This is a genomic window from Baekduia alba (genome assembly GCF_028416635.1).
Classification (GTDB): domain Bacteria; phylum Actinomycetota; class Thermoleophilia; order Solirubrobacterales; family Solirubrobacteraceae; genus Baekduia; species Baekduia alba.
On record NZ_CP114013.1, the window covers coordinates 4,031,858 to 4,057,207 of the forward strand.

The following is a 25,350-nucleotide window of genomic DNA, read 5'->3' on the forward strand; positions in this document are numbered from 1 at the left end:
GTGCTCACGTCGTCGGGAGCCCGAGAGCCGCGCGGTACTCGTCCGCCGTCGCGACCTCGCGTCCGAGCAGCTGCGCGATGGTCTTCGCCGTCGTGAACATCTCGAGGTTGTTCTCGACGACGTCGTCGCTGCGCGGGCTGCGCCAGTAGGTGTCCTCGGTGCCGACGCGGATGTGCAGGCCCATCATCGTGGCCAGCGTCGTCATGTACATGGTCGCCCGGCCCGCGGCGCAGACCGTGATCTGCGCGCCCTCGTCCAGCGCCTTGAGCTGGTTGACCATCAGGAACAGCTGCTGGGCCATGTCCTGGGTGTTGGGCGCCCAGGTCCCGGACAGCAGCGTCCGCCCCGAGTCGAACGGCAACCCGTACAGGATGATGAACGTGTAGGGCTTCTCGAGGATCCCCGTGTCGATGAAGCGGCGCTTGGCCAGCTCGACCTCGCCCGGGCTGTGGATCACGATCTCCGGCTTGACGCCCGCCTCCTGCAGCGCCTGCACGGCCGGGACCGCGAACCGCGGCGGATGGCCCGACGCGCACGGCCCGACCTCGCACAGCCCGGCGCGCACCGGCTCCATGCACTCGTCGAAGGACTCGCCGTTGAGCACGTTGAGGTTCGACACGAAGCTCCGGCCGAAGCGCTCGCGCAGCGGCTCGACGACCACCTTGTAGCTCTCGACCGGCGAGAAGTCGCGGTCCAGCCGCCGGCCCTCCGCGTCGATCAGGAACCCGTAGTCGATGTGCACGCCGGTCGCGCCGGCCGCGATGACGTCGCCGGCCTCCGCGAGGAAGCCGTCGAGCGTCGTCGGGTGCTGGGTCTCCTGCTCCTTGGAGAACCGGCCCGCCAGCGCGACGTGCACCCCGAGCTTGGCCGGGATGTCCCACGCCGGCTGCACGCGCAGGTCGCCAGCGAACTTGTACTCCTTGAGCTCGCGCTCCGCCGCGTCCCAGAGGGCGAGCGGCTCGTCGACGGCGCTCACAGGCTCCACCCTTCTCCGTCGACGCGGGCGTAGTCGGCCGCGGGGACCACGACGCTCGCGCGCAGCTCGGCCAGCAGCTGGGCCAGCCAGCCGCGCACGGTCTCGTCGGCGAACGCGCCGTCGGCGTCGAAGCACTGGTAGACCGACGGGATCGCGAGCTCCTTGGTGCCGACCGTGACGGCGCCGGCGGCGTGCACGATCTGGCGCAGGTGGTGCAGCGCGAGCAGCCCGCCGGAGGGGCCGGGCGACGCGGCGACGATCGTGACCGGCTTGCCCAGGAGGCTGCCGGTCCCGTGCGGCCGCGAGCACCAGTCCAGCGCGTTCTTGATCGTGGCCGGGACCGAGCGGTTGTACTCGGGCGTGACGATCAGGAGCGCGTCGGCCTCGCGCAGCTCGTTGCGCAGCTGCCGCACGGACGCGGGTGCCGCGTCCTCGGCCTCGTCGTCCTGGTTGAAGTAGGGCAGCTGCTCGAGGCCGGCGTGGACCTCGACCGCCAGCGCGGGCGCGGCGATGTCGACCATCGCCTCCAGCAGCCGCGTGCTGAACGCGCCCGCGCGCAGGCTGCCGCCCAGCGCGAGGACCCGGATCGGCCGGGCCTCCGTGACCGAGGCGGCCATCAGCCGTTGTCCGGCCAGTTGTGGAACAGCTCGCCGGTGCCCCACTTGGGGTGGCCGACGCCGGGCGCGCCGAAGACGCCGATCGTCTTGTCCGTGGGGAAGTCCTCGTAGGTGACGATCTCCAGCTTGTGGCCCTCGGGGCTCGCGAAGTACGCCGAGTAGCTGTCGCCGCCAACGTGCTCGGCGGGCCCGAAGACCGGGATGCCGAGCGACCGCAGCCGCTCGCAGTTGCGCTCCAGCCCCTCGGCGGTCGTGGTGAACGCCCAGTGCGGCCACGGGTTCGGGTCGTCCTTGCCGACCTTCTGGACGCCGTCGATCGGCGGCGAGCACTGGAACAGCACGTTGCCCACGCGCAGGAACGCCTGCTTGGGGCGGCCGCCGCCCGGCGCCTGGTCGAAGCCCACGACGTAGTAGGGCTCGCCGCCGAGCACCTCGATGACGAAGCGCGCCATCAGCTCGACGTCGGCGCACGGGATCGCGCAGTGGTCCATGCCGAGAAGATCGAACGCGTTGTCGTCGCGCAGGAACCGGTCCTCTCGCGCGGTGTTGCAGTCCTTCAACTCACGTACTTCGGTCATCGTGCCTCCTGTCGCGACGGTTTGCGCTGAACCTATGATCTGGCAGTGATGTCGCGCAAATACGGATATTGAGCGCTCTGCATAGCCCAATAGGTATTTGCTGGCGTGCGTCGGGCGACCTACGGTCCGCCCCATGGGCAAGATGATCAGCTTCGCCACCGCCGACGGCAGCGCCGACGGCCACCTCGCCGAGGCCGCGCCGGGGTCGCCCGCGGTCGTGGTGCTCCAGGAGTGGTGGGGCCTGACGCCGCACATCAAGGAGGTGGCCGACCGCTTCGCGGCCGCCGGCTTCACGGCACTGGCGCCGGACCTCTACCACGGCGAGACGGTCGGCCACCCCGACGACGCGAAGCGCATGATGATGGCGTTGAGCATGGACCGGGCCGCGGTGGAGCTGCGCGGCGCCGTCGACCTGCTGCTCGACCTGCCGACCGTCAGCGGCGACCACGTCGGCGCCGTCGGCTTCTGCCTCGGCGGCGGGCTCGCGCTCTTCCTCGCGTCGATCGAGCCGCGGGTCCGGGCGACCGTCGACTTCTACGGGGTCCTGCCGGTGCCCGGCGCCAGGCCCGACCTCACGACGGTCCGCGGCGCGGTCCAGGGCCACTTCGGCGCCGACGACGCCTACATCGACGCCGACGCGCGCGCCGGGCTGACCGCGACGCTCGAGGACGCCGGCGTCGCCACCGAGCTCCACGTGTACGCCGCCGGGCACGCGTTCTTCAACGACGACCGCCCGGAGGCGTACGAGCCGACGGCGGCTGAGACCGCGTGGGACCGGACGGAGGAGTTCCTGCGGACGCGGCTCGCCGCGTCCTGACGCTGCGGACATCGCCGCGTCCCTTCACCTAGTTGGTTGATCCGTTCAACCATACAGATGACGCGTTCACCCGTGGGGATATATGCTCCGGCTCAATGCCGAAGTCCCCGCGCCGCGCGCCTGCACGCGAAGAACGCCGACTGGATCCCGAGCGCTCGCGCGCCGCGTTGCTCGAGGCCGCCCGCACCGAGTTCTCCGCCAAGGGCTACGCAGGCGCCCGCGTCGCCGAGATCGCCGAGAGGGCCGGGCTCAACAGCCAGCTGATCACCTACTACTTCGGCGGCAAGGCCGGGCTCTACCAGGAGCTGCAGCGCCAATGGCTCGTGGCCGAGTCGCGGTTCGCCGACACCTCGCTCTCGCTCGCCGAGCTCACGGTCCGCTACCTCCAGGAGGAGCTGCGCGACCCGAGCTGGTCCCGCCTGGCGCTGTGGAGCGGTCTCGCCGAGGACGCGTCGCCACCGTCGACGCTCGACCGCGAGGATCTCAGCGACCTCGAGCGCCGCCAGGCCGAGGGCGAGATCGCGGCCGATCTCGACCCGGCCGCGGTGCTGCTGATGCTGATCGGCGCGGTCGCGGCCCCGATCGCCCTGCCCGACCAGGCCAGGCGCATCACGGGGATGGACCCCGAGTCGCCGGAGTTCGCCGAGCACTACGCCGAGCAGCTGCGCAGGGTGATCCTGCGCCTCGGCGCCGACGGCTAGGCGAGCACGCCGGTCGAGCCCCAGAACCGGACCTTCAACAACCCGTTCTTGGGGTCGATCCGGAAGAGCTCGTAGGACCGCGCGCCTTCGCTGATGAAGGGGTCGCTCTCGGCGAACGCTCGGGCCGCGGCGAAGTCGTCGGCGCGCGCGATGATGAAGCCGGCGTCGGGCCCGGGCGCCGGCTCGGTCTGCCCGGTGCCGGTCAGCACCAGGCGCTCGGCGTCGAGCTGCTCCTCCAGCCACGCCATGTGCCGGTCCATGAGCGGCATGACGCCGCGGGGATCACCGATCGCCCGCTGCATGATGAGGAAGTAGGACGGCTGCTGCGGGACGTCGGACATGGCGCGAACCTACTCCGCCGAGTCGCGCGCGACCAAGAGCTATGTGATGACGCGGGGATAGCCGGGCGGCGATGGCTCGGCGGCGCAGGTCGTATTTGCGCCGGCGCGTGAGCCGCGAGTACGTTCGGCCCATGGGTCGACTGGCGGGCAAGGTGGCGCTCATCACGGGCACGGGCAGCGGGCACGGCCGCGCGGGCGCGCTGCGCTTCGCCGCCGAGGGCGCGCGCGTCGTCGGCTGCGACCTCGACGTCGAGGCGGCCGAGGAGACCGTGCGGCTGGTCCGCGCCGCGGGCGGCGAGATGGCGTCGGTGGCGCCGCTGGACCTCGCGACCCCCGACGGGCCCCCACGTTTCGTCGACGCGGCGATCGCCGCGTTCGGCGACGTCGACGTCCTGTGGAACAACGCCGCCTCGCAGCGCCTGGGCACGATCGCCCAGCAGTCGATCGACGACTTCAACTACACCCTGACGCATGAGCTGACGCTCGTCTTCGCCACCATCCAGGCGGCGCTGCCGTCGTTCGAGCGCCGCGGCGGCGGGGCGATCGTCAACACGGGCTCGGCCGCGGCGACCGTCGGCTCGGGCTGGGTCGGCAACCTCCCGGGCATGTTGTCGCACAGCATCGGCAAGGCCGGCGTCGTGCGCATGTCGCAGGTGCTGGCGGTCGAGCTGGCGCCCTCCGAGATCCGCGTCAACAGCGTCTCCCCCGGGATCATCGAGACCGGCGCCAGCCGTCGGATCATCGGGACCGAGGACGCGCCCGGCCCGCTGCGCGAGCCGTTCGTCGACCAGCTGCTCGTGCGGCGCATCGGCCGGCCGGAGGACGTCGCCGACGCGGCGCTGTACCTCGCCTCCGACGAGGCGTCCTACGTCACCGGCATCGACCTCGTGGTCGACGGCGGCTGGACCGCCTCGGGTGGCGTGGGCCGCACGCGGGCCGACGCGCGCGTGCGCCTCGAGCAGGTCCGGCGGACGCTCAGCGCGGCGGCAGCGCCAGCGTCGGCACCCGCCGCCGGCGCGCCAGGCGCGTGAGCCGCGTGGCGACGGTCGCGCGCCGCAGCGGGACGCCCCGCCGGCGCGCGCGGGCGATGCAGAGGTCGTAGATCCCGCAGTGCAACGCGAAGGCGAGCACGGCGACGCTCCCCGGCGGCAGGACCATCACGGACATGTCGAGGGCGACGGGCGCCGTGGCCAGCGCCTCGCTGGCCCACTCCTCGGCCTCCTCGCGCAGCTCTTCGCGCAGCGCGGTGAGGTCGTACGGCGCGAGGTGCGCCAGGCCGGGCGGCTCGTAGATCGGCACCGCGAGCGTCAGCGCGGCGCCGGCCGAGGCGGCGATCGCCATCGCGTCGGCGAGGCCGATCGTGTCGCGCTCGTCGGAGACGAACAGCACGTGGCGGTAGCGGAGCATCGTCAGATCCGGAAGCGCTGCAGCGCCTCGGGGACGAAGAGCTCCTCGGGCTCCAGCAGCCGGGCGCACGCGCCCTGCTCGTAGGCGTAGCGCAGGAACGTCGAGAGCGTGGCGCGGTTGGCGTCCAGCCCGTAGGGCCACGGATCGTCGCCGACGAGGGCCTGCGCGCGCTCGGCGTTGGCGAACGCCCACGGGATCGGGAACGCGGGGGCGTTGGCGTCGAAGGCGCGGGCCAGCGCGCGGCGCTTGGCCTCCTCGAACGCGCGCACGAGGTTCATCGCCACCCAGCGGTGCTCGTCGTAGATCGCGCGCTTGAGGACGAGCACGTGCATGATCGGGAAGACGCCGGTGCTGGCGAGGTAGTCCTCCTCGACCGCGCGGTAGTCGGTGAACAGCCGGACGAGGCGGCCGCTGCCGTCGGTCGCCGCCGCCGGCGGGTGCGCCGCGATCACCGCGTCGAGGTCGCCCTCGACCAACATGTCGTTCAACGACCGGTCGGCCGCGACGCGCAGCGCGATGCCCTCCGGAAGCGTGAGCGCCACCGGCTCGACGCGCCCCGGCTCGTTGGTCCCGCCCTGCACCCAGTCCACGCCGCGCAGGTCGATCCCGTGGACCTCCGCGAGCGCGCCGCGCGCGTAGACGGTCGCCGTCTGGGTCCACTCCGGGACGCCGATGCGTGCGCCAGCCAGCGCGCCCGGGTCGTCGACCGGCCCGTCGGCGCGGATCCAGATCGCCGACTGGCGGAAGCTGCGCGACGGGAACACCGGCACGGCGACGAGCGAGTCGTCGCCCGCGGCGCGCAGGTTGGTGTACTTGGCCAGCGACAGCTCCGACACGTCCCACTCGCGGAAGACCGTGAAGCGGAAGAAGATCTCCTCCACCGGCAGCCGCAGGCAGACGAGGTCCACCCCCTCCACCACGACGTCGCCGGCGACGAGGTCGCGGACGTGGTCGTACTCGCTGATCGCCAGCGTCAGCCTCGGCTTCACCCCGTCGGCCATCGGATCACTTCTTGACGTAGCCCGTGGCGGCCTCCGGCACGATCCCGATGTGCGCGCCGTAGAAGCTGCTGTACAGGGCGACCTGCGGGTCGGGCATGAACGCGGCCTTGCCCGCGTCGGTCCAGTGCAGGCGCTCCTTCGTGTCGAAGTTGAGCTTGAGCTCGTCGATCTGGCGCACCGGGTTGTCGGGGTACTCGGGCGGGCGCTTGAGGCCCGGGTGCGGGAGCGTCCGCGGCAGCAGCCACATGTGCGCGTCGGTGTCGGCCGCGAACTCCGACGCGTGGTTGAACCAGACCTCGTCGTAGTCGTTGAGGTGACACGGCGCGCCGTAGCTGCCGCGCGGCGGCGGCGTCGTCGGGAACGGCCGCGGCCCGAGCACGTTGAAGAAGAACTCCTTGCCCTCGCCGAAGAGCACGGCGTTGGCCGGCGGCGTCAGGAAGCCGCTCGTCGTCCCGATGCCCGGGATCGCCGAGGCGGCCATCTTGTAGATGATGGGGTCGCCGAGCCAGCCGACCACGTCGTGGCACGGGTCGAAGTCGAACTCCATCCAGTGCCAGCGGCCTTCGTCGCGCAGGCGCACGCGGGTCGGCTGCTCGTCGCCGGCGTCCGACGGCGCGGGCTCGGGCAGCTCCATCTCGGAGTAGTCGACGAAGCCGCCGGCGAAGCCCACGCTGTCCCACAGCTTCTCGGCCAGCACGACCGGCGCCTCGACCTCGAAGATGACGACGAGGTTGTCGTCGGTGAGCGGCCGCTCGCGGTAGATCATGTTGGCCGGGATGACCGCGAAGTCGCCCGGCTCGACGGTGAGCGGCCCGAGCTCGGTCTCCAGCAGGAAGCGGCCGCGATGGTAGAAGCGGATCTGGTGGCGGTCGACGAGCTTCTCGGCGAAGGGCGCGACCGCCGCGCGGCGGGAGATCGCCACCGTGGTCGACGCCCCGGTCAGCAGCTCGAGCGGCAGGCCCTCCGGGTCGGTGAGGTCGGTGGGCGTCAGCGCCGCGCCGTCCAACCCCTGGTACATGATCGAGTCGTCCGACCACGTCGTCGGATGCGCGAGGTTGTGGCGCCGGAAGACGTTGGCCCACGGCCCGAAGAAGCCCTGGACGGTGAACGCCTCGTCGACGTACTCCCCGACTCCGGTCCCGGGGTACGGGATGTTGCCCTTGCGCAAGATGGACGCCACGACGGTGCTCTCCAGTGGTTGGACGGGTGGGACAGGCGCGGCAAGTAGACCGGCTCACCAAAGTGGAGGCAAATACATATGGATGGCCTCCTCCATAGCCGCGCGGCTATGCCGCAGAGGCCGTCGCGCCGGCGCGCGCGTAGTACGCGGCGGCGCCCGGATGCAGCGCGATCGGCGTGTCGACCAGGCCGTCGACGGTGATCGGATGGGCGATCGGACTGCGATCCGACGGGATGTGGGCGTAGTTCATGCCGACGAAGCGATCGGCGGTCTCGACGATGATCGCGGTCAGCAGCTCCGCCACGTCGTCGGCCAGCTCGGCGCGGACCACGATCAGGTACCCGCGGAACTCGATGGTGTCGACGGGCGCGTCCATCCCGTGCAGCGAGCCGGCCGGCATCGTGATCGGCGGGCAGGCCAGCTCCTCGGCCACGGCGGCCAGGACCTCCGGCGCGAACGACAGGAACGACAGCTCGTGGCGCTCGGCGGCCGACCGCCACCACGGCGTCATCACCGCCTCGTGGAACACGGCGTCGGCGCCGGCGTCGAGCTCGGCCACGCACTCGAAGGGCAGGTCGCGCGGCACGATCTCCCCGCCCCACTCCTCCAGCGCCGCGGGCGGAAGGCCCGCGAGGGTGAGCACCCGCTGGGCCGCGTAGCCGGCGAACGACCCGCCCGGCCCGTCGAGCGCGGTGGCCAGCCGCAGCGCCGGGCGCTTCTGGACGAGGTCGGCGATCGACGTCAGCCCCAGCTCGGCGCGGGCGGCGAAGAGCAGGCGATCGGGATGCGGCAGCTCCCCCAGCGCGCGCAGGAACGGGTAGCCCGCGCCGGCGAACGGCCCGGTCCCGCGCACCGCGAGCGTCGCGGCCGCCGACGGCGTGACGACCGCGACGTCGACCTCGCCGCGCCCCAGCGCGTGCAGGTTGCCGACGCCGGCGTCGCCCGTGCGCAGCACGCTGTAGGTGTCGCCCGGCGTCCGCTCGTGCAGCTCGTGGGCCAGCCACCCGCACACGCGCGTGAGGTTCGCACCGCCCCAGTCGCCGATGAACCGGAGCCCGACGGGGCGCTCGAAGATGCCGTGATCAGCCATGGCGGCACCCAAGCGCACCTGGGCGGCCAGCGCAAATACACGTCGGCCTATGCCAAGGGCTCCAGCAACATATTGGTCATGCTCGCCCACGCGCCGTACGGTGGCGCTCAGTGATCACGCCCGGTACATCGATGGCCCAGCATGCCTGACGGTCCGCTCTGGATCGGCGAGCAGGAGGCCGCGGACCTGCTGTCGCTCGAGGACGCGATCGACGTCCTGGCCGGCGCCTACCGCCTCCAGGCCGGCGGCGCGGCGGCCACGATGCGCCGCGCGCACCTGCGCGAGGGCGACGCGATCCTGCACGCCGTCGGCGGCACGCTGGCCGGCCAGGGCATCGCCGGGACCAAGACCTGGACGTACACGCCGGGCGGCGCCGAGCCGCTGATCGTGCTCTTCTCGCTCGACGACGGGCGCGTGCTCGGGCTCGTCGAGGCCTTCGCCCTCGGTCAGATGCGGACGGCCGCGACGTCGGGGCTCGGCACGCGCGTCCTCGCCCGCGACGACGCGCGCACGCTCGCGCTGCTCGGGACCGGCAAGCAGGCGTTCGCCCAGGCCCAGGCGATGACGTGCGTGCGCCCGCTGGAGCGGATCCGCCTGTTCGGCCGCGACCCGGAGCGCCGAGCGGCGCTCGCCGAGCGGCTGCGCGCGACGCTCGCGGTCGACGTCAGCGAGCACGCGACCGTGGCCGACGCGGTCGCCGGCGCCGACGTGATCACCGCGATCACGCGCTCGGCCGAGCCGATCCTCGGCGGCGACCTCCTCGAGCCCGGCGTGCACGTCAACGCGGTCGGCGCGATCGTGCCGGCACGGCGCGAGCTCGACGCGCAGGCCGTCGGCCGCGCCGACGTCATCGTGGTCGACTCCGTGGACCAGGCGCGCGACGACGCGGGCGAGCTGCGCGCCGCGGCCGAGGCGGGCGTCCTGGACTGGGCGACGGTCCGCGGGCTCGACGCGGTCGTCGACGACACGCCGGACCGCGCGCGCTTCCCGACCGACATCACGCTCTTCAAGGCGCTCGGCGTCGGGCTCTCCGACGTCGCGCTCGGCGGCGAGGTCCTGCGACGCGCGCTCGCGGCCGGCGCCGGCCAGCTGCTGCCGACCATCCCCGTCGCGCATCAGTGACAACCACCCCCGAGAGGAGGCCTCCATGGCCATCGGCAACCAGGACGAACCGGTCAACGCGATCTTCGTGGACCAGTCGGGGCGCCGCCCCAACGACTACCGGCCGCTCAAGCCGCTGCTCATCCCCAAGGCGCGCATCGACGCCGAGATCGAGCGCCTCGCGGCCGGGCCCTTCCGCGGCTCGCGCCGGGCGGAGATCGTCAACCCGGCGCTGATGGGCAGCGGGAGCCTCTACCCGGCCGTCACCGTCTCGATCAACGTGCTGCTCCCCGGCGAGCGCACGACGCCGCACCGGCACAACTCGTCGGTCGTCAACTTCGGCATCCAGGGCTCCGGCGCGTCGGTCATCGGCGGGCGCACGATCGCCTGGAGCAAGTACGACACCTGGAGCACGCCACCGTGGATGGTGCACCAGCACGTCAACGACACCGACGAGATCCAGGTCCGGCTGAGCTACTCCAACAGCGGCCTGCTCGACCTGCTGGGCGTGCACGTGTTCGAGGACGCCAGCGACCTCGACCCCAACCAGCCGTTGGGCGACCCGCAGGCCGAGCGCGAGCTGAGCGCGCGCGGCGAGACGATCGGCGAGGACGGCGCGGCGCTGCTGACCTACGAGCAGCTGATCTCGCCCGAGCCGCCGTACCAGCCCGCGCTGCACTGGCCCTACCCCGAGATCCACCAGCGCCTGCAGCACCTGCGCTCGCTGGGCCAGGAGTACAAGGGCCGCCGCCTGTTCCTGATGTACGACCGCACGACCGGGCGCTCGCAGGGCACCACCTCGACGTTCTTCGCGACGATCACGATGCGGCCCGCGGGGATCGTCGACGAGCCGCACCGACACACGTCCGCCGCGATCAACTACATCTTCACCGGCAAGGGCTGGAGCATCGTCGGCGGGCAGCGCTACGAGTGGGGCGCCGGCGACCTGATGCTCACCGCGCCCGGCTGGATGAACCACGGGCACGCGACCTACGAGGGCGACGACGTCTACGAGCTGACGATCCAGGACTCGCCGCTGCAGATCGCGGTCGGCAGCCTGCTCTGGGTCGAGAACCTCAAGAACGAGCGCACCGAGGCGCTCGGCGTCACGCCGGGCTACGAGACCAACCGCGAGACGCTCGTCGGCTCGTGAGCGGCGCACCCGACAGCCTGCGCGGGTCCATCGTCCCGCTCGTCACCCCGTTCGCCGAGGGCGCCGTCGACACGGCGGCGTTCGAGGCGGCGGTGCAGCGGCAGGTCGTCGAGGGCAGCCACGGCGTGGTCGTGACCGGGACGACGGGCGAGCCGACGAGCCTCACCGTCGGCGAGCGCGCCGACCTCTACCGCCGCGCCGTCGCGGTCGCGGGCGGCCGGATCGCGGTCGTCGCCGCGACCGGGACGCCCAACCAGGACGAGACGGTCGCCCTCACGCGCGCCGCTCAGAACGCCGGCGTCGACGCCGCGCTCGTCGTCTGCCCCGCGTTCGTCCGGCCCTCGCAGGCCGGGCTCGTCGCGCACTTCACCACCGTCGCCGCCGCCACCGACCTCCCGGTGTTGATCTACAACATCCCCGGACGCTCGGGAGTGGGAGTCACGGCGGAGACCGTGGAGCGCGTCGTGGCGGCGGCGCCGAGCGTCGTCGGCGTCAAGCACGCGTCCAACGACCTCGACCTCGTGACCGACCTGTTGCTGCGGCTCGGCGAGGACTTCCGGCTGTTCTGCGGGCTGGAGAGCTACTCCTACCCGTTCCTCGCCGTCGGCGGCGCGGGCCTGATGAGCGCGGTGGGCAACCTCTTCCCCACCGCGGTGGCCGACCTCTGCGAGCACGTCTTCGCCGACGAGCACGCCGCCGCGCTCGCGCTGCATCGCCGGCTGTTCCGGATCAACGAGGCCGTGTTCTTCGACACCAACCCCGGGCCGCTCAAGGCGATGCTGGCCGCCGCCGGCGCCGGCAGCGCCGAGGTCCGCCCGCCGCTCGTCCCGCTGTCGGACGACACGCGCGAGCGCGTGCTCGCGGCCCTCGCCGCGTCCGAGGCGGCGCTGGCCGGTGCGTGACCATCGCTACCGATCGATCCTGCTGACCTATGCGGATCTCGCGGACGAACCGGCGCTCGAGCTGGCCGCAGGGCTCGCCCAGGAGGCGCGCGGCTACCTCGACGTCGTCGTGCCGATCCCGCCGCCGTCGCGCTTCGCCTACCTCACCTACGCGTCAGCGTCCCACCTGCGCCACAGCATCGAGCAGCAGGCGACGCGCACCGCGCGCTGCCTCGCGGCCCGCATACCGGACGGCGTCGCGCTGACCACGCGGTGCCTGCCGGTGCGCGGCGTGCCCGAGCTGATGCGCGCGATCGACGCCGGGGCCTACGACCTGTGCGTCGCCCGCGGCTCGCGCTGGCCGGGCTTCTACGCGACCCGCGTCGGGCTGGCGACCGTCCGCCGCGCGCGCCGGGCCGGGCTGCCGACGTTCGTCGTCCGCGACGGCGGACGCGCGCCGCTCGCCACGGTCGGCAGCACGAGCGCGCCGGACGCGCGGCCGGCTGCCTACTTGACCGAGTGAAGTCTTCATCTGTACGGTTGAACTGTTCACCCAACTCGATGAGAGGCAGTCCATGATCCTGGTCACCGGAGCCACGGGCAACGTAGGCAAGGCGCTCGTTGACGTGCTCGTCGGCGACGGCGTCGACGTCATCGCCGTCACGCGCAACCCCGACACCGCGAAGCTCCCCGCGGCGGCGCAGGTCGTCGCCGGCGATCCGTCCAAACCGGCCACCCTGTCCGACGCGCTGCACGACGTCGAGGCCCTGTTCATCAACCCGGCCGCCACCGGCGACGCGCTGCCCGAGCTGCTGGCCCTGGCCAAGGAGCGCGGCGTGCAGCGCGTCGTCCTGCTCTCGGGCTCGGCCGTCGAGCACGGCGATCCCGACGACTTCCTCGTGCAGATGTTCCGGCGCGTGGAGTCGGTCGTGGAGGCGTCGGGCCTGCCGCACACGTTCCTGCGCCCCGGCGACTTCGCCTCCAACGCGCTCGGCTGGGCGGGGCAGATCGGCGCCCTGGGCATCGTGCACGGCGCCTACGCCGAGTCCTCCTCGGCACCCGTCCACGAGCACGACATCGCGGCGGTCGCGGCGCTGGCGCTCACCGACCCGAGCCACACGGGCAAGTCCTACGTCTTGACCGGCCCGACTGCGCTCACCCAGCGCGAGCGCGTCGCGATCATCGGCCAGGCGCTCGGCCGCGAGACGCACTTCCAGGAGATCCCGGTCGAGGCGGCGCACGCGGCGATGGTCAGCCACGGCTTCCCGCCGCCGGTCGTCGACAGCATGCTGAAGTACCAGGCCGCCGCGGTGGCCGAGCCGGCGCCGACCACGTCGACCGTGGAGGAGCTCCTCGGCCGGCCGGCGTTGACCTTCGCCGAGTGGGCGGTCGACAACACGGCCGCGTTCGCGCCGCCGCCCGTCTCCGACGAAGAGGCCGCGTTCCCGGGGATCTTCGCGCTGGACGTGACGTTCAACGAAGGGCCGAAGAAGGGCGACGTCGAGCGCCACATGCTCAACTTCCTGCCCGGCGGGCGGCTCATGCTCCTGGTGCCGCCGTTCCCCGGAGCGGGCCGCTGGTCGATCGAGGGCGACGTCCTCACCTTCGGCTTCCACGAGGTCGTGCTCACCGACGGCAAGCCCAACGTGATCGTCAACATCGAGGCCGAGGCCTCCGAGCTGAGCGCGGACCGCAACACGTTCTCGGGCCACGCCGTGGGCAACATCTACGGCGGCCAGGCGGACGGGACGATCGCGCTGATCGCCCAGCAGCAGGTCGAGCAGCGCGCGCACCGGTGGGGCACCGCCGACCCCGTGCCGCTGAGCGCCGATGCCGCCGGGGCCAAGTCCTAGGACTCGACCCCGGCGACACGCCTCACACGCCGGCGGCCACCGTGTCGCCGGCGTGCGCGGCGCCCTCGTGGTCGATGTCGCTCTCGCGGACGAGCACCAACGCGACGACCGCGCCGGCGAAGGCCAGCAGCGGCGCCGCCGAGCAGCACGCTGTTGAGGCCGGCCAGGAACCCCTCGCGAGCGCGGGCGCTCGCCACTCGCCGTCGTCGTCCCAGCGCTCAGGTCGCGCACCTTGTCGGCGCCGCGACTGACGAACAGCGCGCCCCACACCGCGATGCCGACCGACGTGCCGACCTGTCGGAACGCCCAGCATGACCCGGGCCTGGACCTTGCCCAGCAGCAGGCCGGCCAAGGACGAGGGCCGCGAGCGTCATGACCGCGGGGTTCCCTGGCCGACCGCCTCGGGCGCCGGCGGGTCTTCGCCGTCGGCATGGGACGGCCGTCACATCGCCGCCGTCGCGCACGTCTTCAGAGGGTGAGGGACGAGGAGCAGCTGACCCGTGCGGCCGCTGCGCGCGCCCGCGATCAGGACCTGGCCGACGCCGTCGGCGCGCGGCTGCTGGACGCCCTCGCGGCGCTGAGCGCGGACGAGCGCGTCGCGCTCGTGCTGCACGACACGCTGGGCGTTGCGCTCGACGAGGTGGCGGCGATCGTCGGCCTCCCGGTCGAGGCGACCCGCGCGGTCGTCGACGGCGCGCGCCGTCGCGTCCGCGAGCGGTGAGCGGTGGCCGGCCTAGGCGGCCGTGACGACCGCGTCGATCTCGGCGGGGTCGCAGGCCGGGACGTCGTCGGTGACCACGGCCGCGACGACGCGGCGGCCGGTCCTGCGGTCGACGAGCGCGACCGCCGGCCGGTCACCGTCGCGCAGGTGGCGGTCGCCCCATTGCATGAGCCCGACCACGACGGGATACAGGTCCCACGCCTTCGCGGTCGCCCGGTAGGCGTGGCGCGGCCGCCGGCCCTCTTCGCGGTACTCCTCCCGCTCCAGCAGCCCGGCGTCGACCATCTCGGCGAGGCGCCGGCTGAGCACCGACGGCGAGATCCCGAGGTGGCGCTGGAGGTCCTCGAAGCGACCCACGTCGTTGTAGACCTCGCGCAGCACGACGAGCGTCCAGCGCTGCCCGACGACGTCCAGCGCCCGGATCACGGGGCAGTCGGCGAGGTCCACTGAGGTCCATTCCATGTCTTCGATCCTACCCCTTGACTACGGCATGAGAAGCCAGCTAGGTTGGCAGCGCACTCGCTGACTACTACTTCCGAAGCCAGGATTGACGCGAACATGAACGACAACTACGCGACCCTGTCGGTCGCACTCGACGCCGGGGTGGCGACGGTCACCGTCGACCACCCGCCGGTCAACCTGCTGGACGCGGCGCTCACGGGCGACCTCGACGCGTTCGTGACCGCCGTCGCCGAGGACCCCGCGGTGCGCGTCGTCGTCCTGCGCAGCGCCGACCCGGAGTTCTTCCTCGCCCACGGCGAGATGGGCATGGTCGCCGACGAGGAGGTGCTGGCGATGCTGGCGGACCTCCCGAGCGGCTCGCTGAACCCGCTGCAGCTCCTCGGCCAGCGCTTCCGCGCGCTGCCCCAGGTGACCATCGCCGAGATCGCGGGCCGCGCGCGCGGCGGCGGCGCCGAGCTGGCGATGGCCTTCGACATGGCCTTCGCCGCGCTGGACGACACCCGGCTGGCCCTGCCCGAGGTCAGCCTCGGCATGATCCCCGGCGGCGGCGGCACGCAGCGTCTCCCCCGCCTGACCGGCCGCGCCCGAGCGCTGGAGGCCATCCTCGGCGGCGACGCGTTCGACGCCGCGACCGCCGAGCGCTACGGCTGGATCAACCGCGCGCTGCCGGCCGACGAGCTGCGCCCGTTCGTCGACCGCTTCGCCCGCCGGATCGCGTCCTATCCCGCCGCCGCGATCGCCGCCGCGACGGACGCCGTCGACGCCTCCGCCCTCCCGCTCGAAACCGGCCTCGCGACCGAGAACGAGCTCGTCTGCGGCGTCTTCGGCCTGCCCGAGACCGCACGCCGCACGCTGGCCGTCCTCGCGGCCGGCGCGCAGACCCGCGACGGCGAGCGCGACCTCGAGGCGCTCGTCGCCGCGGCGCCGTGGGCCGGGGACTGACGATCAGGCGCCGCGCGGGCGGCGACCGAGGCCACGCATGATGTTGGCCCGGACCAGCCGCCCGACGCGGGCGGCGGCGCCGGCCTCCGCGGCGGCGATGATCGCGTCGTGCTCCTCGGCGGAGCCCTCCGCCGGCGCGAGGTCGGCGAAGTACACCATCTCCATCCGGCGGAACTGGACGTCCAAGACCTCCAGCGCGCTCAGCAGGTACGGGTTGCGCGCGGCGTCGAGCAGGACCTGGTGGAAGGCCGCGTCGGCCTCCCGCGCCGCGACGGCGTCGCGTGCCTTCGCGGCGGCGCGCAGGCGCGCGTTGGCGCCGTTCAGGGCGCTGAAGTCGTCCGGGCCGAGCCGCGCGGCGGCCGCCTCGGCCGCGACGCCGTGCAGCGCCCCGAGCGGTGGGTACAGCAGCTCGATGTCCTCCGCGACGGCCGGCGCCACGCGGGTGAGGCGGTTCGGCTCGGTCTCGACCATCCCGTAGTGCTGCAGACGCTGGAGCGCCTCGCGCACGGGCGTTCGGCTGACGCCGAGCCGGCTGGCGATCGCGTCGTCGCGGATGACCTCGCCCGGAGCGAGCGACCCGCTCACGATCGCCTCGAGCATGGTGTCGAAGACCTGGTCGCGCGCGGTCTTGCGCGCGACGCGATCGACGTCTGCGGGCAGCGGCACGGTCAGCTGCCCTTGCTGGGCCACGGCGCGTCGGCCCAGCCGCCGTAGGAGGGCGCGGCGTACGCGCCGCCCTGCAGCGCAGCCGGCGGACCGTCCGCGCCGGCCAGGTCGGCGGCGAACGCCTCGGCATCGTCCTGCGGGACGTAGCCGATGCGCCGCGCGCCCGGACCGGGCGGCCACCAGCTCCGGGTGTTGGCCGAGACGCCGTACACGATGACGTGACCGAAGCCGGCCGGTGCGTCGAGCGCGGCCGCGAAGAGCGCCACCGCGTCGCGGTGGCTGAGCCACGTGCTCAGGTGTCGCGGCTCGGACGGCCGCGCCTCGAACGAGCCGATCCGGATCGAGACGACGTCCATCCCGAAGCGGCCGGCGTACATCGCCGCCAGCGCCTCGCCGAACGCCTTCGTGGCGCCGTAGAGGCCGTCCGGTGCCACCGGCTCGGCGCCGGTCAGCGGCTCGCTCGTGCCACGCAGGCCGGTGATCCGGTTCGAGCTGGCGTACACCACCCGGCCCACGCCGGCGCGGCGCGCGGCCTCGAAGACGTGGAACGCGCCGTGCAGGTTCGGGCCGGCGAGAACGTCGAACGCCGCCTCGTCCGCGACGCCGCCGAGGTGGATCACCGCCTCGGCGCCCTCCATCAGCGCGATCACCGCCACCGCGTCGGTCAAGTCCACCACCTTGAACTCCTCTCCGGCGGCGAGCGCCGCGGAGGCGATCGGCCGGACGTCGCTGGAGCGCAGCGCGGTGCCGCGCGCCGAGAGCCCCGCGCGCAGGACCGTGCCGACGTCGCCCGCCGCGCCGGTGAGGACGACCGTCATCGCCGGCGCGCCCGCGCTGAAGCTCGTGACATATGAAAGCCAATATATTGGATGCTGAGCACTACGGCCGGCGATGGCGCTGCGCGCGTGGCCGTCGCGCGTCGTCGCCCGCGTCAGGCGCGGCGGCTGACGACGACCTCGAGCCGGCGCGGCCCGTGGACGCCCTCGACGCGGACGAAGCCGATGTCCGACGTCGCCGACGGGCCGCTCACCAGCGTCAGCGGCCGCGGCGTGCCGGCCAGCCGGGCGATCGCCTCCGGCACCGTGCCGACGATCTGGTCGGCACCGACGACGCACACGTGGACGTCGGGCAGGAGCGTGATCGCCCGGCGGCCCTGCCCGACGCCGCCGTCGAGGATCAGCGTGCCGGTCTCGGCGATCGCCAGCGCGCAGGCGGTCACGACCGCGCCGACCTGCGCCAGCCGCGCGTGCGGCAGCGGCGGGTCGTCGGCGAGCGCCGCGATCCCGGTGGGCACCCAGCCCGCGGGCAGGTCGGCCGGGACCACGGCATCGGCGGCGGCGTGCCGGGTCAGCGCCGCGGCGACGGCCGCGCCGACCTCGCTCGCGTCCTCGACGACCGTCACGCCGGCGCGGTAGTCGCCGACGCGCTGGGTGAACCGCGCCACCGGATCGGCCACGCGCGGCGCCGCGGCCGCGGCCGCCGGCGCAGGCGGCGGAGCCGGCGCACGTTCGTCGCCGAGCGCGTCGCGGATCCGCCGCAGGACCTCCGCCCGCGCGGCGCTCATCGCGAACGCCACCACTCACGGAACGTCTGCTCCGGCGGCGCCGGCAGATCGCGGAACGTCGTCCACGGCTTGAGCGGGCCCGGCAGCCGGCGCTCGAGGCGCCCGTCGCGCGACAGCGGCCGGCCCGCCGTCCGCAGCGCCCGCTGGGCCAGCTCGTACTTCCGCCGCGTGCCGAGCACCCGCGCCATCGCGCGCATCGCGGCCCGCTCGCTCGGCGGCGCGCCGTGCTCGCGCGCGACGCGCCCACGGAGGTGGATGAGCACCGACGGGATGTCGATCTTGACCGGGCAGACCTCGTAGCACGCGCCGCACAGCGTGCTGGCCGACGGCAGCGTCGCGTGGCGCTCGAAGCCGTCGATCAGCGGGCTGAGGATCGCGCCGATCGGCCCGGCGTAGGTCGCGTCGTAGGCGTGCCCGCCGGCGCGCTCGTAGACCGGGCAGACGTTGAGGCACGCCGAGCAGCGGATGCAGCGCAGCGCCTGGCGCCCGATCGCGTCGGCCAGCGCGGTGGTGCGCCCGTTGTCGAGCAGCACGAGGTGGAAGGCCTGCGGCCCGTCGCCGGGCGTCACGCCCGTCCAGAGCGAGGTGTATGGGTTCATCCGCTCACCGGTCGACGAGCGCGGCAGCAGCTGGAGCATCGCGCCGAGGTCCTCCCAGCGCGGCACGACCTTCTCGATGCCCATCACCGTGATCAGCGTGTCGGGCAGCGTGGTGCACATCCGCCCGTTGCCCTCGGACTCCACGACACAGATCGCGCCGGTCTCGGCGACGGCGAAGTTCGCGCCCGACACGCCGACGCGGACGCGCAGGAACCGCTCGCGCAGATGCCGCCGCGCGACGCCGGCGAGCTCCGCCGGGTCGGTGCTGAGCCCGGTCTCCCCCAGCTCGCGCTCGAACAGCGCGCGGATGTCCTCGCGGCTGCGGTGGATGGCCGGGACGAGGATGTGCGACGGGCGGTCGTCGCCGAGCTGGACGATCAGCTCGGCCAGATCGGTCTCGTAGGCCGCGATCCCGGCCGCGGCGAGCGCGGCGTTGAGGCCGATCTCCTCGGTGGCCATCGACTTGACCTTGACGACCTCGTCGGCGCCGGTGGCGCGCACGAGCGCGGTCACGATCGCGTTCGCCTCGCCGGCATCGCGCGCCCAGTGGACCTGCCCACCGGCGGCGACGACGTTGGCCTCGAGGCGCTCCAGGTGCGCGTCGAGCGCCAGCAGGGCCGCGTCCTTGATGGCCGCGCCCGCGGTGCGCAGCCCCTCCCAGTCGTCGACCTCGGCCACGGCGGCGTCGCGCTTGGCGCGGATCGTCGTCGTGGCCTGACGGAGGTTGCGCCGCAGCTGCGGATCGTCGAGCCCGGCGCGCGCGGCGCTGGCGAACCCGCTCACGTCGCCCCCAGGATCTCGGCGAGGTGGAGCGTCCGCACCCCGGCGCGCCCGCGCCGCAATCCGCCGTCGATGTGCAGCAGGCAGGACGCGTCCCCCGCGCAGCAGACGTCGGCGCCGGTCCGCAGGATCCCGGCGACCTTGTCGGTCAGCATCGCCGCGGACGTGTCGGCGTTCTTGATCGAGAAGGTGCCGCCGAAGCCGCAGCACGTCGTCGCGTCTGGCAGCTCGACGAGCTCGAGCTCGCGCACCGCGCGCAGGAGCCGCAGCGGCCGGTCGCCGAGCCCGAGGCCGCGCAGCCCGTGGCAGGTCGGGTGGTAGGTCACGCGGTGCGGGAACACCGCGCCGACGTCCTCCAGGCCGAGGACGTCGACGAGGAGCTCGGACAGGTCGTGCACCCTGGGCGCGAGCGCCGCGGCGTCGGCGGCCAGCTGCTCGTCCTCGGCCGCGCGGGCCAGCGCGGCGAACTGCTCGCGCACCATGCCGACGCACGACGGGGAGGGCGAGACGATCGCGTCGTGGTCGTCGGCGCCGAAGACGCGGACGAACCGGCGGGCCAGCGCCGTGGCCTCGGCCGGGTAGCCGGTGTTGGCGTGCATCTGGCCGCAGCAGGTCTGCTCCTCGGGGAACACGACCTCGTGCCCCAGCCGCTCGAGCAGCTCGACCGTGGCCCGCCCCACCGCGGGCGAGAGCGTGTCGGCCAGGCACGTGACGAAGAGCGCGACGCGCATTTTCGATCAGCCTTGCTCACCGGTGATCCGGCCCACGCTGAGGCGGACCGCGTCGGGCGCGAACGCCTCACGCCAACCCGGCTGGATCAGGTCCTCCATCGCGTCGCGCACCGCCTGCTTGGCCCCGTCGGAGAGCTCCCAGTCGAGCTCGCCGAACAGCAGCGCGCAGGAGATCTGCACGTGGCCGAGCAGGAAGTCGCGGGCGGCGAGCGGGTCGACGCCGCGCGCGACCACCTCGTCCAGCGCGTCGCGGATGAGCTGGATGCAGGTCAGCGTGATCGTCTCCGACATCGCCGGCTCGAGCAGCGCCATGTCGGCCAGCGACACGCGGAAGCTGCGCAGGACCGGCCGGAAGACGCGCTCGGCCAGCGCGACGCCGCGCGCGTAGTCGGACTCCGGCCCCCAGACGAGCGCGTGCACGAGCGACTGGCGCGCGAGACCGCCGCCCCAGTAGTCGCGGCGCGCCTCGATCGTCGGCTCGGCGAGCAGGTCGAACAGCGGCGGGTGGGTCGGGTGGGTGACGAAGCAGCCGACGTCGTCGCGCCGGGGGATCTTGTCGGCGTGCGCGCCGGCCGGGTCGAGGCAGACGACCAGCGCGCCGGGATCGAGCCGCGGCACGACATCGGCGGCGACGTCGCCGACGATCCGATCGGGGACGGCGAACACGACCAGCTCGGCGCCGCGGTACGCCGCGTCGGGCGGCGTCGTCGCCCATCCCTCGGCGGCGAGGCGCGCGACGCCGGCCGGGTCGTTCTCCACGAGCGTCAGGCGATAGGTCGCGTCGTCGCGCAGCGACCGCCGGACGCGTCCCCCCATGCGGCCGGCCGCGCCGACCAGCGTGACGTCGATCATGCTTGCACCTCGATGGGCTCGTGGATGGTGGGCCGGCCCAGGCGGACCTCTTCGAAGAAGCTCGGGCTGCCGGTCTGCCCGCCCTTGCAGATCACCTCGACGCCGTCCGGCGCGGCGGGGCCGTGCAGCCGGCAGAACGGCATGGCGGGCGCGAAGGCGCCGGCGATCTCCAGCGCCTCGGCGCCCAGCTCGCGCAGCACGTCGCCCGAGGAGTCGCCACCGGCGATCGCGAGCCGGCGGACGGGCGTCCGGGCGAGGACGTGGCGCGCGACGGCGCCCAGCGTCGTGCCCAGCCGGCGGCGCTCCGATCCCGACAGCTGGGGCAGCCTGATCGCCTCGTCCCCGTCCCCCAGCGCGCGGCCGGCGGTGTGGACGACCACGCTGGTGCCGGCTTCCAGAGCGGCCCGCGCCTCCTGCGCCGCGACCTCCACCGCCCGCGCGCCCGCCTCCGGGCGCGTCGCGCTGGTGAGGTCGAGCGCCACCTCCACCCAGCCGTCGCGGGCCGCGCGGGCGATCTGGCGGTCGGTCACCGGCGACCGGCTCCCGCACACCGCGAGGACCACGTCCTCGACCTGGCGCTCAGGCGCGCCCAACGGTTGCTGGCCGAGCGCGTCGGCCAGCCCGTGCTCGAGCCCCGAGGAGCCGACGACCAGCAGCGGCGCCTCCGCGGCCCGCGCGCACAGGACGCTCGCGAGCAGGCGCAGGTGCCCGTCGGAGGTCGTGTCGCACACGAACGTGTCGATGCCCAGGTCGGCGAGGGCGTCGATGCGCGCCTCGACGGCCGGGCGACCGGCGTTCAGCGTGACGAGGTCGAGGTCGCCGATCGGGCGGGCCGACTGCGCGGCCAGCACGCGCCGGACGTCGCTCTCGGCCATCGGCGTGACCGGGTGCGCGCGCATCGTCGGGTGGCGGTCCAGCCGGAAGACGGCGCTGTCGCCGCCCGAGCGCGCGAAGAGGTTGGAGAACGCGCACCACCGCCCCAGGCGCGGGGCGGCCGGCATGACCGCCACGAACGGCGAGCACACCACGTCCTGGGCGGCGTCGATCGCCGCGCCGATGGAGCCGACCAACGACGAGGAGTCGAACGTGGAGCAGATCTTGTAGTGGATCAGGCGGGCGCCCGACGCGAGCATGACCTCGGCGGCCGCCGAGACGGCGTTGCGCACCTCGGCCGGGGCGAGGGTCCGGGTGCTCCCGGCCCAGCCGACGGCCTGCGCCCAGGGATAGCGCTCCAGCTGCGCGCGGTCGGGCGGCGCGACGTTGAGCACCGCGCGCAGCCCGGCCTGCGCGAGACCTTCGAGCACGTCGATCGACCCGGTCATGTCGTCGCCGTACCAGGCGACGAGCGGGCGCTCAGGCGACATGCTGCGGGCCGAAGCGCTCGAGGGACTGCGCCAGCGCCGGGACGTCGGCCGCCATCGCGGCGAGCGGCACACCGGCGATCGCCGCGTCCCACGCGGCGCGCACCGCGCGGACGCCCGCCGCCGGGCCGTCGGGATGGCCCTGGATGCCGCCGCCGCACATGTACATGAAGTCCTGGGTCGGCACCGTCGCGTACTGGTCGACCGCCTGCCCGCCCCACTGGCCCGACGAGACCACCGGAAGCGCCGGCGCGACGCCGCCGAGGTCGGCGACGCAGGCGCGCATGGAGGCGGCGACCGAGGCGTCGGGCTCCCAGAACTTGTTGGCGAAGCCGTTGACGTGGAGGTGGTCGACCCCGGCCATGCGCCACAGCGCCTGGTAGGCGCCGAAGGTCATCCCCCACCGCCGCGACCGGGCCAGGAGGCCCCAGCCGTTGCGGTGGCCGTGCAGCGCCAGCGTCGTGTGGCGGCGCAGGGCGAGCACGCCGGCCAGGCCGACCTGGTTGAGGCTGACCATCACGCAGCGGCCGCCGGTCTCGGCGACGCGGTCGGCGCCCGCGACGACGGCGTCCAGGTCGTCGCCGCTGACGTTGAACGCGAAGATCGGCCGCCGGCCCGTCTCCAGCGCCACGTCCTCCAGGACGCGCGCGACCGCCTCGGCGCGCCGCTCGAGCGGCGCGTGCGGCTGGTCGGCGAGGAGCTCGTCGTCCTTGAGGAAGTCCAGGCCGGCCGCGGCCAGCAGCCGGGCGCGCTCGGCGGTCTCGGCGACCGACAGCCCGACGCTCGGCTTGATGATGGACCCCAACATGGGTCCGTCCGGGACGTCCGCCAGCGCGCGGGTGCCGGCGATGCCGTGCAGGGGCCCGGGCACCGCGGCGGCGAGCGCCGCGCCCGGAAGGACGGCGGTCAGACGCAACCCGGACAGCTGCGGGAGGTCGAACGGCGCCTCGATCAGCGCGCCGGTCAGCGCGACGAGGTCCGCGCCGATCGTCGCGTCGTCCAGGCCCAGCGTGACGCGCGCCTGGGCGCCGCCGGCGTGACCGCTCGCGGCGCCGACCTCGACGACGTCGACGGGTCCGTCGTCGCCGCCCACCGCCGCGGCCAGCGCGGCGACCGCGACGTCGACCGACCCCGCGGTCTCCAGGGCGTAGGAGACCTGGGTGCGCGTCAGCGTGGTCATGTGGTGGCTTCCTCCTCGATCAGGATGTCGTCGTGCTCGGCGCGATGCGCCGTGCCGGCGGCGACCGCGCCCAGGGCGCGGTCCCGCCCGTGCAGGAGCGGCGTGAGCCGCGCGCGGACGCCGGCGGCCGGATCCGGGTGCGCCGCACCGACCGGCAGGTGGTCGACGCCGGCCAGCCGCCAGATCGCCTGCAGCGCCTCGTCGGCGATGCCGAACCGCGCCGAGCGGGTCAGCGCGACGCCGGGCGCGGACCGCGCGGCGATCAGGACGCCGGTGCGCCGCTGCAGGTGCGCGACGGCGGTGAGGCCGACGCCCGCCACGCGCACGCCGACCGCGTGGCCGCCGCCGGCGACCACCAGGTGGGCATGGACGACCATCGCGGCCGGCTCGTCGTCGATGGTGTAGGTGAACAGGGCGCGCCGGCCGTGGCGCTCGCGGTGCTCGGCGAGCACGCGCTCGACGGCGGCGACGCGGTCGCGCAGCCGACACCACGCCGGATCGGCGACCGGGACGGGATCCCGGATCACGTCGACGCCGCGCGCGAGCGCGGACCGGACGCCGGCGGCGACCGCGTCCGGGGTGGGCCGCCGCGTCGCCCCCACCCCGCCGGCGACGAGCGGCCCCTCGCGCCGGGCGAGCAGCCGCCGGGTCCCGTCGACGCCGAAGCGCGGGCGCGGGCACCCGCGGAGGAAGCCGTCGGACAGCCTGAGGTCGACGAGTCGGAGCGCGGAGACCTGCGCGACCTCGCTGACGTTGCCGGCGACGGACGCCAGCAGCGTCGTGAGGTCGCCGCCCGCCAGGTCCTCGGGCAGCGCGAGCGCCAGCCGCGCCGGCGTGCGCCCCGCGCCGTCCGGGCTGCCGGTGGCCTGCAGGTCGGCGACGGCGATCGCGAAGCGCTCGACGCCCGCGGCGTCGTCGCCCGCGACGCGGACGAAGGTCCCGGTCGACCCCTCGCCGGCGAGGACCGCGGCCGCATGCTCGGGATCGCCGGCGACGATGTCGTAGTTGGCGATGATGGTTGACCCTGACACTGAGATCTCAGTCTACACTGAGATCTCAGTAGAATGCAACTGTGCCCTCTCCGACTCGCGCCCGTGACCGTGCTGCGCAACCCGCGGCAGCCCTCAAGGACCAGGCCTTCGCGACCCTGCGCGCGCTGATCCTCAACGGTGACCTGGCGGCCGGATCGTTCATCTCCGAGCGCCAGATGGTCGAGCGGCTGGGCATGAGCAAGACGCCGATCCGCGTGGCGTTCGAGCGGCTCGCCCAGGACGGCTTCGTCGAGATCCTCCCCCAGCGCGGCGTCCGCGTCCGCGGGCTCAGCGGCGCCGAGGTCGCCGACCACTACGACCTGCGCATCGCGCTGGAGACGTGGGTCGCCCGCCGCGCGGCGGAGCGCCAGACGCCCGCAGCGATCACGGCCCTCGAGGAGCGCATCGCCGCCCAGGAGCGCCTGCGCCGCAAGGTCGGGCGCGCGGCCAAGCGCACCGACGCCGGCGACGTCACGACCTACATCGACGAGGACGCCCAGTTCCACGCCACGCTGGCGTCGCTGGCCGGCAACGCGGAGATCGAGCGGGTGCTGGCCAACCAGCGCGAACGCCTGGCCCGGATCGTCGCCCAGCACATCCGCGACGATCCGCCGCTGCTCGTCGCGAGCATCGCCGAGCACCGCGAGATCCTGGACCGCGTCGCGGCCGGCGACGGCCAGCGCGCCGCGCAGGCGATGGAGCGGCACCTCGAGCGCGGCCGCGACGCGCTGCTCGCGGCCTGAGCGAGCACGCGCCGGTGGGCCG

Annotated in this window: 30 protein-coding genes; 11 read left to right on the top strand and 19 right to left on the bottom strand. The window is 74.0% G+C overall.

Annotated features, from left to right (window positions below; genetic code table 11):
* Positions 1-4 precede the first annotated feature (4 nt).
* The 3 genes from DSM104299_RS20210 to DSM104299_RS20220 are packed head-to-tail and all read right to left on the bottom strand — an operon-like array spanning position 5 to position 2,171.
* Entirely contained in the window at positions 5-976 is a 972-nt protein-coding gene (locus DSM104299_RS20210) for a 3-keto-5-aminohexanoate cleavage protein (protein ID WP_272473458.1), read from the bottom strand.
* Positions 973-1,593: an NADPH-dependent FMN reductase gene (locus tag DSM104299_RS20215; protein ID WP_272473459.1), complete on the bottom strand. Its 621-nt coding sequence runs from the start codon at positions 1,591-1,593 to the stop codon at positions 973-975. The genes DSM104299_RS20210 and DSM104299_RS20215 overlap by 4 nt, the downstream gene beginning before the upstream one ends.
* Positions 1,593-2,171, bottom strand: a complete 579-nt coding sequence (locus DSM104299_RS20220; protein WP_272473460.1) for a VOC family protein — start codon at positions 2,169-2,171, stop codon at positions 1,593-1,595. Before DSM104299_RS20220 ends, DSM104299_RS20215 begins: the two co-directional genes overlap by 1 nt.
* A gap of 133 nt (positions 2,172-2,304) precedes the next feature.
* Between DSM104299_RS20220 and DSM104299_RS20225 the strand changes: the two genes are divergently transcribed.
* Positions 2,305-2,988, top strand: a complete 684-nt coding sequence (locus DSM104299_RS20225; protein WP_272473461.1) for a dienelactone hydrolase family protein — start codon at positions 2,305-2,307, stop codon at positions 2,986-2,988.
* A 95-nt stretch (positions 2,989-3,083) separates the two neighbouring features.
* On the top strand, positions 3,084-3,689 hold the full coding sequence (locus DSM104299_RS20230; protein ID WP_272473462.1) for a TetR family transcriptional regulator: 606 nt from the start codon (positions 3,084-3,086) through the stop codon (positions 3,687-3,689).
* Here DSM104299_RS20230 and DSM104299_RS20235 read toward each other — a convergent pair.
* A complete protein-coding gene (locus DSM104299_RS20235) occupies positions 3,686-4,030 on the bottom strand; it encodes a YciI family protein (RefSeq protein WP_272473463.1) in 345 nt (114 codons plus the stop codon). The two genes, DSM104299_RS20230 and DSM104299_RS20235, sit on opposite strands and share 4 nt — an antisense overlap.
* 131 nt (positions 4,031-4,161) lie before the next feature.
* On the opposite strand from DSM104299_RS20235, the gene DSM104299_RS20240 reads away from it, so the two are divergent.
* A complete protein-coding gene (locus DSM104299_RS20240) occupies positions 4,162-5,061 on the top strand; it encodes an SDR family NAD(P)-dependent oxidoreductase (protein ID WP_272473464.1) in 900 nt (299 codons plus the stop codon).
* Here the strand turns inward: DSM104299_RS20240 and DSM104299_RS20245 are convergent.
* From DSM104299_RS20245 to DSM104299_RS20260, 4 genes are all read right to left on the bottom strand, one after another.
* Positions 5,006-5,437, bottom strand: a complete 432-nt coding sequence (locus tag DSM104299_RS20245) for a hypothetical protein (protein WP_272473465.1) — start codon at positions 5,435-5,437, stop codon at positions 5,006-5,008. The genes DSM104299_RS20240 and DSM104299_RS20245 overlap by 56 nt on opposite strands.
* A 2-nt stretch (positions 5,438-5,439) precedes the next feature.
* On the bottom strand, positions 5,440-6,438 hold the full coding sequence (locus tag DSM104299_RS20250) for a substrate-binding domain-containing protein (RefSeq protein ID WP_272473466.1): 999 nt from the start codon (positions 6,436-6,438) through the stop codon (positions 5,440-5,442).
* A gap of 4 nt (positions 6,439-6,442) precedes the next feature.
* The gene (locus tag DSM104299_RS20255; protein ID WP_272473467.1) at positions 6,443-7,618 is read right to left on the bottom strand and encodes a homogentisate 1,2-dioxygenase; all 1,176 of its coding nucleotides are present in this window, start codon (positions 7,616-7,618) and stop codon (positions 6,443-6,445) included.
* A 106-nt stretch (positions 7,619-7,724) separates the two neighbouring features.
* Positions 7,725-8,708, bottom strand: coding sequence for a TAXI family TRAP transporter solute-binding subunit (locus DSM104299_RS20260; protein ID WP_272473468.1), 984 nt, complete (start codon positions 8,706-8,708; stop codon positions 7,725-7,727).
* 141 nt (positions 8,709-8,849) lie between these two features.
* On the opposite strand from DSM104299_RS20260, the gene DSM104299_RS20265 reads away from it, so the two are divergent.
* Genes DSM104299_RS20265 through DSM104299_RS20285 form a run of 5 tightly spaced genes read left to right on the top strand, consistent with a single transcriptional unit; the run spans position 8,850 to position 13,696 of the window.
* On the top strand, positions 8,850-9,830 hold the full coding sequence (locus DSM104299_RS20265; protein ID WP_272473469.1) for an ornithine cyclodeaminase family protein: 981 nt from the start codon (positions 8,850-8,852) through the stop codon (positions 9,828-9,830).
* Between the two features lie 25 nt (positions 9,831-9,855).
* Positions 9,856-10,962, top strand: coding sequence for a cupin domain-containing protein (locus tag DSM104299_RS20270; protein WP_272473470.1), 1,107 nt, complete (start codon positions 9,856-9,858; stop codon positions 10,960-10,962).
* Entirely contained in the window at positions 10,959-11,864 is a 906-nt protein-coding gene (gene dapA, locus DSM104299_RS20275) for a 4-hydroxy-tetrahydrodipicolinate synthase (RefSeq protein ID WP_272473471.1), read from the top strand. Before DSM104299_RS20270 ends, dapA begins: the two co-directional genes overlap by 4 nt.
* Entirely contained in the window at positions 11,857-12,366 is a 510-nt protein-coding gene (locus DSM104299_RS20280; RefSeq protein ID WP_272473472.1) for a hypothetical protein, read from the top strand. The genes dapA and DSM104299_RS20280 overlap by 8 nt, the downstream gene beginning before the upstream one ends.
* 52 nt (positions 12,367-12,418) lie before the next feature.
* Positions 12,419-13,696 carry an NAD(P)H-binding protein gene (locus tag DSM104299_RS20285; protein ID WP_272473473.1) on the top strand — a complete coding sequence of 426 codons (1,278 nt, stop codon included), beginning with the start codon at positions 12,419-12,421 and terminating at the stop codon, positions 13,694-13,696.
* 22 nt (positions 13,697-13,718) lie between these two features.
* Here the strand turns inward: DSM104299_RS20285 and DSM104299_RS20290 are convergent, their stop codons facing one another.
* Entirely contained in the window at positions 13,719-14,048 is a 330-nt protein-coding gene (locus tag DSM104299_RS20290) for a hypothetical protein (RefSeq protein ID WP_272473474.1), read from the bottom strand.
* Between the two features lie 123 nt (positions 14,049-14,171).
* On the opposite strand from DSM104299_RS20290, the gene DSM104299_RS20295 reads away from it, so the two are divergent.
* Positions 14,172-14,417 carry a sigma factor-like helix-turn-helix DNA-binding protein gene (locus DSM104299_RS20295; RefSeq protein WP_272473475.1) on the top strand — a complete coding sequence of 82 codons (246 nt, stop codon included), beginning with the start codon at positions 14,172-14,174 and terminating at the stop codon, positions 14,415-14,417.
* A 12-nt stretch (positions 14,418-14,429) separates the two neighbouring features.
* Here the strand turns inward: DSM104299_RS20295 and DSM104299_RS20300 are convergent, their stop codons facing one another.
* Positions 14,430-14,879 carry a winged helix-turn-helix transcriptional regulator gene (locus tag DSM104299_RS20300; protein WP_272473476.1) on the bottom strand — a complete coding sequence of 150 codons (450 nt, stop codon included), beginning with the start codon at positions 14,877-14,879 and terminating at the stop codon, positions 14,430-14,432.
* Positions 14,880-14,975: 96 nt separating this feature from the next.
* Between DSM104299_RS20300 and DSM104299_RS20305 the strand changes: the two genes are divergently transcribed.
* Positions 14,976-15,821 carry an enoyl-CoA hydratase/isomerase family protein gene (locus DSM104299_RS20305; protein ID WP_272473477.1) on the top strand — a complete coding sequence of 282 codons (846 nt, stop codon included), beginning with the start codon at positions 14,976-14,978 and terminating at the stop codon, positions 15,819-15,821.
* A 3-nt stretch (positions 15,822-15,824) separates the two neighbouring features.
* Here DSM104299_RS20305 and DSM104299_RS20310 read toward each other — a convergent pair whose 3' ends face one another.
* The 9 genes from DSM104299_RS20310 to DSM104299_RS20350 all read right to left on the bottom strand — a co-directional run bounded on the left by DSM104299_RS20310 (position 15,825) and on the right by DSM104299_RS20350 (position 24,585).
* Complete coding sequence (locus DSM104299_RS20310) at positions 15,825-16,487, bottom strand: GntR family transcriptional regulator (RefSeq protein ID WP_272473478.1); 663 nt, start codon at positions 16,485-16,487, stop codon at positions 15,825-15,827.
* Positions 16,488-16,489: 2 nt separating this feature from the next.
* Entirely contained in the window at positions 16,490-17,305 is an 816-nt protein-coding gene (locus DSM104299_RS20315) for an NAD-dependent epimerase/dehydratase family protein (protein ID WP_272473479.1), read from the bottom strand.
* Between the two features lie 113 nt (positions 17,306-17,418).
* The gene (locus DSM104299_RS20320) at positions 17,419-18,063 is read right to left on the bottom strand and encodes a LutC/YkgG family protein (protein WP_272473480.1); all 645 of its coding nucleotides are present in this window, start codon (positions 18,061-18,063) and stop codon (positions 17,419-17,421) included.
* The gene (locus DSM104299_RS20325; RefSeq protein ID WP_272473481.1) at positions 18,048-19,433 is read right to left on the bottom strand and encodes a LutB/LldF family L-lactate oxidation iron-sulfur protein; all 1,386 of its coding nucleotides are present in this window, start codon (positions 19,431-19,433) and stop codon (positions 18,048-18,050) included. The genes DSM104299_RS20320 and DSM104299_RS20325 overlap by 16 nt, the downstream gene beginning before the upstream one ends.
* Positions 19,430-20,161, bottom strand: coding sequence for a (Fe-S)-binding protein (locus DSM104299_RS20330; protein ID WP_272473482.1), 732 nt, complete (start codon positions 20,159-20,161; stop codon positions 19,430-19,432). The genes DSM104299_RS20325 and DSM104299_RS20330 overlap by 4 nt, the downstream gene beginning before the upstream one ends.
* A 6-nt stretch (positions 20,162-20,167) precedes the next feature.
* On the bottom strand, positions 20,168-21,013 hold the full coding sequence (locus tag DSM104299_RS20335) for a phosphogluconate dehydrogenase C-terminal domain-containing protein (protein WP_272473483.1): 846 nt from the start codon (positions 21,011-21,013) through the stop codon (positions 20,168-20,170).
* The gene (locus tag DSM104299_RS20340; protein ID WP_272473484.1) at positions 21,010-22,377 is read right to left on the bottom strand and encodes a four-carbon acid sugar kinase family protein; all 1,368 of its coding nucleotides are present in this window, start codon (positions 22,375-22,377) and stop codon (positions 21,010-21,012) included. Before DSM104299_RS20340 ends, DSM104299_RS20335 begins: the two co-directional genes overlap by 4 nt.
* Positions 22,367-23,554, bottom strand: a complete 1,188-nt coding sequence (locus tag DSM104299_RS20345) for a RuBisCO large subunit C-terminal-like domain-containing protein (protein WP_272473485.1) — start codon at positions 23,552-23,554, stop codon at positions 22,367-22,369. The genes DSM104299_RS20340 and DSM104299_RS20345 overlap by 11 nt, the downstream gene beginning before the upstream one ends.
* A complete protein-coding gene (locus tag DSM104299_RS20350) occupies positions 23,551-24,585 on the bottom strand; it encodes a RuBisCO large subunit C-terminal-like domain-containing protein (protein ID WP_272473486.1) in 1,035 nt (344 codons plus the stop codon). The genes DSM104299_RS20345 and DSM104299_RS20350 overlap by 4 nt, the downstream gene beginning before the upstream one ends.
* 41 nt (positions 24,586-24,626) lie before the next feature.
* Between DSM104299_RS20350 and DSM104299_RS20355 the strand changes: the two genes are divergently transcribed.
* Positions 24,627-25,328 carry a GntR family transcriptional regulator gene (locus DSM104299_RS20355; RefSeq protein WP_272473487.1) on the top strand — a complete coding sequence of 234 codons (702 nt, stop codon included), beginning with the start codon at positions 24,627-24,629 and terminating at the stop codon, positions 25,326-25,328.
* The last annotated feature ends 22 nt before the right edge of the window (positions 25,329-25,350 follow it).

Excerpts from the sequence above, each read along its gene's own strand:
- DSM104299_RS20340 (WP_272473484.1), bottom strand. The coding sequence starts at position 22,377 with ATGTCGCCTGAGCGCCCGCTCGTCGCCTGGTACGGCGACGACATGACC.
- DSM104299_RS20285 (WP_272473473.1), top strand. The coding sequence starts at position 12,419 with ATGATCCTGGTCACCGGAGCCACGGGCAACGTAGGCAAGGCGCTCGTT.
- DSM104299_RS20330 (WP_272473482.1), bottom strand. The coding sequence starts at position 20,161 with ATGCGCGTCGCGCTCTTCGTCACGTGCCTGGCCGACACGCTCTCGCCC.
- DSM104299_RS20300 (WP_272473476.1), bottom strand. The coding sequence starts at position 14,879 with ATGGAATGGACCTCAGTGGACCTCGCCGACTGCCCCGTGATCCGGGCG.
- DSM104299_RS20270 (WP_272473470.1), top strand. The coding sequence starts at position 9,856 with ATGGCCATCGGCAACCAGGACGAACCGGTCAACGCGATCTTCGTGGAC.
- DSM104299_RS20265 (WP_272473469.1), top strand. The coding sequence starts at position 8,850 with ATGCCTGACGGTCCGCTCTGGATCGGCGAGCAGGAGGCCGCGGACCTG.
- DSM104299_RS20260 (WP_272473468.1), bottom strand. The coding sequence starts at position 8,708 with ATGGCTGATCACGGCATCTTCGAGCGCCCCGTCGGGCTCCGGTTCATC.
- DSM104299_RS20345 (WP_272473485.1), bottom strand. The coding sequence starts at position 23,554 with ATGACCACGCTGACGCGCACCCAGGTCTCCTACGCCCTGGAGACCGCG.
- DSM104299_RS20230 (WP_272473462.1), top strand. The coding sequence starts at position 3,084 with ATGCCGAAGTCCCCGCGCCGCGCGCCTGCACGCGAAGAACGCCGACTG.
- DSM104299_RS20250 (WP_272473466.1), bottom strand. The coding sequence starts at position 6,438 with ATGGCCGACGGGGTGAAGCCGAGGCTGACGCTGGCGATCAGCGAGTAC.
- DSM104299_RS20235 (WP_272473463.1), bottom strand. The coding sequence starts at position 4,030 with ATGTCCGACGTCCCGCAGCAGCCGTCCTACTTCCTCATCATGCAGCGG.
- DSM104299_RS20245 (WP_272473465.1), bottom strand. The coding sequence starts at position 5,437 with ATGCTCCGCTACCGCCACGTGCTGTTCGTCTCCGACGAGCGCGACACG.
- DSM104299_RS20220 (WP_272473460.1), bottom strand. The coding sequence starts at position 2,171 with ATGACCGAAGTACGTGAGTTGAAGGACTGCAACACCGCGCGAGAGGAC.
- DSM104299_RS20305 (WP_272473477.1), top strand. The coding sequence starts at position 14,976 with ATGAACGACAACTACGCGACCCTGTCGGTCGCACTCGACGCCGGGGTG.
- DSM104299_RS20215 (WP_272473459.1), bottom strand. The coding sequence starts at position 1,593 with ATGGCCGCCTCGGTCACGGAGGCCCGGCCGATCCGGGTCCTCGCGCTG.
- DSM104299_RS20335 (WP_272473483.1), bottom strand. The coding sequence starts at position 21,013 with ATGATCGACGTCACGCTGGTCGGCGCGGCCGGCCGCATGGGGGGACGC.
- DSM104299_RS20225 (WP_272473461.1), top strand. The coding sequence starts at position 2,305 with ATGGGCAAGATGATCAGCTTCGCCACCGCCGACGGCAGCGCCGACGGC.
- DSM104299_RS20315 (WP_272473479.1), bottom strand. The coding sequence starts at position 17,305 with ATGACGGTCGTCCTCACCGGCGCGGCGGGCGACGTCGGCACGGTCCTG.
- DSM104299_RS20240 (WP_272473464.1), top strand. The coding sequence starts at position 4,162 with ATGGGTCGACTGGCGGGCAAGGTGGCGCTCATCACGGGCACGGGCAGC.